The sequence below is a fragment of the Mesorhizobium sp. M2A.F.Ca.ET.039.01.1.1 genome (assembly GCF_003998035.1).
GTDB lineage: Bacteria > Pseudomonadota > Alphaproteobacteria > Rhizobiales > Rhizobiaceae > Mesorhizobium.
Genome location: NZ_RZRY01000561.1, coordinates 1 through 4,222, shown reverse-complemented (window position 1 = coordinate 4,222; position 4,222 = coordinate 1). Strand labels below are relative to the sequence as shown.

Annotated in this window: 5 protein-coding genes and 1 tRNA gene; 4 read left to right on the top strand and 2 right to left on the bottom strand. The window is 63.9% G+C overall.

What is annotated here, in order from left to right; all coding sequences use genetic code 11:
* The 4 genes from EOA24_RS29235 to EOA24_RS29220 all read left to right on the top strand — a co-directional run.
* Positions 1–1,074: cobyrinate a,c-diamide synthase (locus EOA24_RS29235; protein WP_127410344.1), on the top strand; the 1,074-nt coding region annotated here is incomplete at its 5' end.
* A complete protein-coding gene (locus EOA24_RS29230; RefSeq protein WP_126082094.1) occupies positions 1,071–1,838 on the top strand; it encodes an adenosylcobinamide-GDP ribazoletransferase in 768 nt (255 codons plus the stop codon). The genes EOA24_RS29235 and EOA24_RS29230, both read left to right, overlap by 4 nt.
* A gap of 24 nt (positions 1,839–1,862) precedes the next feature.
* Positions 1,863–2,888, top strand: a complete 1,026-nt coding sequence (gene cobT, locus EOA24_RS29225) for a nicotinate-nucleotide--dimethylbenzimidazole phosphoribosyltransferase (RefSeq protein ID WP_126082093.1) — start codon at positions 1,863–1,865, stop codon at positions 2,886–2,888.
* Between the two features lie 234 nt (positions 2,889–3,122).
* Positions 3,123–3,455: a hypothetical protein gene (locus tag EOA24_RS29220; RefSeq protein WP_126060191.1), complete on the top strand. Its 333-nt coding sequence runs from the start codon at positions 3,123–3,125 to the stop codon at positions 3,453–3,455.
* Positions 3,456–3,629: 174 nt separating this feature from the next.
* Here EOA24_RS29220 and EOA24_RS29215 read toward each other — a convergent pair.
* Together EOA24_RS29215 and EOA24_RS29210 are read right to left on the bottom strand one after the other, a co-directional pair.
* A tRNA-Lys gene (locus tag EOA24_RS29215) sits at positions 3,630–3,705 on the bottom strand.
* A 105-nt stretch (positions 3,706–3,810) separates the two neighbouring features.
* On the bottom strand, positions 3,811–4,222 hold a 412-nt coding region (locus tag EOA24_RS29210), incomplete at its 5' end, for a PhzF family phenazine biosynthesis protein (protein WP_133374662.1).

Below are 4,222 nucleotides of genomic sequence, written 5' to 3'. Positions count from 1 at the left end.
GCCGAATACATCATCCTCGAAAGCGCCATGGGCCTGTTTGACGGCATCCCCGCCTCGCAAGGCCGCTCAGGCTCGGCCGCCGATCTCGCCCGGCTCTACGGCCTGCCCGTCCTTTTGGTGCTAGACGTTTCCGGACAGTCGACCACGGCGGCGGCGGTGGCCAAGGGTTTCGCGACCTACGATCCGGATGTGCGCATGGCCGGCGTCGTGCTCAATAGGCTCGGCAGCGAACGCCACCGGCGGCTGTCCGGCGACGCCATCGAGGCGATCGGCCTGCCTGTGGTCGGCGCCATACTGCGCGATCCGACGCTGAACCTGCCGGAACGGCATCTCGGCCTCGTCCAGGCCGGCGAGTACGAGAACCTGATGGCGCATCTCGACCGGCTGGCCGACATGGTCGAAAGGTCGCTCGACATCGATGCCATCTTGGCGTTGGCGAAACCGCTCGAACCAGCGGCCGGCGACTTCGGTGACGCGCTGCAGCCGCCCGGGCAGCGCATCGCGCTAGCTGAGGATGCCGCCTTCACCTTCCTCTATCCGCATGTCGCCACGCATTGGCGCAAGACCGGCGCCGAGATCGTGCCTTTCTCGCCGCTTGCCGACGAGGGGCCTTCGCCGGACTGCGATGTCTGCTGGCTGCCAGGCGGCTATCCCGAGCTGCATGCCGGCAAGCTGGCGGCCGCGACGAGATTCCAGGCGGGAATGGCCCGCTTTGCGGCGACGAAGCCGGTTCACGGCGAGTGCGGCGGCTTCATGGTGCTGGGCGAAGAGCTGGAAGACGCGGAGGGGACAAGCCATAAGATGCTCGGCCTGCTTGGCCATTCGACCAGCTTCGCCAGGCGCAAGATGAATCTCGGTTATCGCGAGGCGCGGCTGCGCGCCGCCTGCCCGTTGGGGCCGGAAGGCACGCTGATCCGCGGCCACGAATTCCACTATGCCCAGATGACGGCCATCGGCAATGACGAGCCCTTGGCCGATCTTGCCGACGGCCAGGGCAACCCGCTCGGCGCTTCCGGCTACCGGCGCGGCCATGTCAGCGGCACCTTTTTCCATGCCATTGCGAGGAGCGCATGAGCGGCCCTTCGGCGCCCCGGCAATTGCTTGACGATATCGGCCTCAGCCTCGTCTTCTTCACCAGGCTGAGATTGCCGTCGAGCGATTTCGGCGGCCGCAGCCTTGCCGACGCGATCTGGGCGGCGCCCTTCGCCGGTCTTGCAGTGGCGATCATCGGTGCGCTTGTCTGCGCCATCGCCTACAGCTTGGGTCTTGCCACCGGCCCTGCTGCGGCGCTCACGCTCGCCGCGACCATGCTCCCCACCGGCTGCTTGCATGAGGATGGGCTTTCCGACATCGCTGACGGCTTTTGGGGCGGCAGGACGCGCGACAGGAAGCTGGAGATCATGCGCGACAGCCGCATCGGCGCCTATGGCGCGGCCGCGCTTGGGCTGTCGCTGCTTATCCGCTGGAGCGCGCTGTCCGAACTCGCCGGTCCCGGCCACATCTTCCTGGCGCTGCTCGCCGCGCACGCCGCTTCGCGCGGGCTTTTCGGCGCCTTCATGCATCTTCTGCCGCCGGCCCGCAGCGACGGTCTGTCGGCGAATGCGGGCTTTGTCGCAAGCCAGACCGCCGCCATCGGCGCTGCGCTCGGCGCCGTGGCGCTGCTGGCGCTCGGCCTCGGCGGCGCCATCGCGGCGCTGATCCTGCTCGGCCTGGTCTTCGCGGGCTTCCGCGCGCTTTGCCTCGCCCAGATCGGCGGCCAGACCGGCGACACGATCGGCGCGCTGCAGCAGCTTGGCGAGATCGCCGTTCTTCTCGTCGCTTCCGTCTGCCTTTCCTGATTCTGTTTCGGAGACCTTGCCCCCATGTCCCCCCAACCAGCCTCGTTCAAATCGCTCGAAGACCTTCGCGCCGCCTGCCTCGATCTTCCGACTGGCAGCGACACCGCCGCCGGAGCCGTCGCCCGCCGCCAGGACACTCTGACCAAGCCGCCGGGCAGCCTTGGCAGGCTGGAAACGATCGCCGCGTGGCTCGGCCGCTGGCAGGGCCGCGACATGCCCAAGCTCGATCATGTGAAGGTCTTCGTCTTTGCCGGCAATCACGGTGTCACCGCGCAAGGCGTCTCGGCCTATCCGTCGGAAGTGACGGTACAGATGGTGGCGAACTTCGCCGGCGGCGGCGCCGCCATCAACCAGCTTGCCCGCATCGCCGGCGCCAAGCTCGACGTCATCCCGCTCGATCTCGACCATCCGACCGGCGATTTCACGCAAGTGCCGGCGATGGACGAGCAGGACTTCCTCGCCGCCGTCTCGACCGGCTACGACGCAGTAACGAGTGACCTCGATCTCGTCTGCTTCGGCGAGATGGGCATCGGCAACACCACCCCGGCGGCCGCGATCTCCACCGCCCTCTTTGGCGGCAGCGCGGAGAAATGGACCGGGCGTGGCACCGGCATCGACGATGCCGGATTGAAGCGCAAGGTGGTGGCGATCGAAGCCGGCCTGAAGCGCCATGTCGATTCGCTCTCAGACCCTTTGAAGATCGCTGCCGCCCTTGGCGGCCGCGAGCTTGCGGCCATCTTTGGCGCCACGCTCGCCGCGCGCAAGAACAACGTGCCGGTGCTGCTCGACGGTTTTGTGTGCACCGCCGCCGCCGCTCCGCTCGCGAGGCTGCATCCAACTGGCCTCGCCCATACCATCGCCGCCCATGTCTCGGCGGAAGCCGGCCACCGCCGCCTGCTCGAAGCGCTCGGCCTGCCGCCGCTGCTCGATCTAGGCATGCGGCTCGGCGAAGGCTCAGGCGCCTGCCTCGCCGTCAACATCGTGCGCTCGGCGCTGGAATGCCATGCCAGGATGGCAAGCTTTGCCGAGGCGGGTGTTTCGGAGAAATAACGGAACTTCCCAACAGATTGGTCCGCAATTTTCTGTTTCTGCAAATCGGCTTAAATTTATGTAAATTTAGCGGATTTTGCCAGCTGCACTGATCTGACGCCGGATCAGCTAAAGATCATCTTACGATTAATTTCGGATGATTTGTGATTATCATCACAGATCAAATTCCGAGGCCATGCCAAATCACATAGTGGTTATTCCAATGTTGATATTTATTCAGAAACGGAGGAAGGCGTGGCTCGTTCGATTAGAGTACTGTATCGGGGAATGAAAGGCACAATTCGTCAGAACTTCAATTGGGACCCGATCAACTTAGACTCTGCGGTGATCATAACAGCAGCGGAATTTATACCTGCCTTCGGTGGCTTTGGTGGCGGACCGAAGACGCTTGGGCGCCCAAATCTTGGCTCCGCTAATGTTTATGTGACCAATGTTGGCCCCCACGGCGTGGCCGGCGGGGAAGCAGGAGGCGTTGAATTCCTTCTTCATGTCGACTGGGATAGTCCGTTGGACATCGTTGCAACCATCACCGTTCTGGATGACATCGAGGAATTCTTCCAGGCGTAGCGGACATCTTCCGTGGCCTGGTGCGGCATTGCCACTTATGGATTGATCCTGCGATCGCCGGTTGGGCAGCAATCGTCATGAGAGCTGTCTGACGGGCGATCGTTGCAGGTCTTGAGCCTTAACGGCTCAATCCGCCGCGAAGGCGGGCTAAAAGGAGAAATACCATCGGAAAATTGGTGGGTGTGCACAGGATCGAACTGTGGACCCGCTGATTAAGAGTCAGCTGCTCTACCAACTGAGCTACACACCCACACCGCCGGGAAAACCAGCGTCGGCGGCGCATATAGCCGCCGCTTCCGGGGATGTCTAGCCCTGCCGGATCATTTCCCGACAAATCGCCGAATTGCCGCACCCGTCACACAAAAAGCTTGCCTTCCGCGACCCTGACGGCATGGCCGCCGATGCGCGCGGAGGCCAGTTTTCCGCCATCGACATTGAGTTCCAGCCGGATGCGCGAGGGCCGGCCCATTTCCAGGCCCTGCTCGATCCAGAGCTGCGAGACGCCGTCGATCGGGGTGTCGAAATGCATGATGGCGCCGGCAAAGGCCGCTGCAGCCGAACCGGTCGCGGGATCTTCGTAGGACGGCGTGCCGGGCACGATCATCCGGACATGGAAAGCGCTGTCGTGATGTACTGTCTCTCGGCAATAGACGTATGGACTGGCGAAAGCCCATTCGCTCTTGCGGGGCGCCAATTCCGACCACGCCTGGTTGTCGAGCCTGATCTTGGCCGCCTCTTCCAATCCGGCAACGGGAACGGTCACGTAA

What these genes read in the sequence shown, in the direction of transcription:
- EOA24_RS29230 (WP_126082094.1), top strand. Translation starts at nt 1,071, where the DNA reads ATGAGCGGCCCTTCGGCGCCCCGGCAATTGCTTGACGATATCGGCCTC.
- cobT (WP_126082093.1), top strand. Translation starts at nt 1,863, where the DNA reads ATGTCCCCCCAACCAGCCTCGTTCAAATCGCTCGAAGACCTTCGCGCC.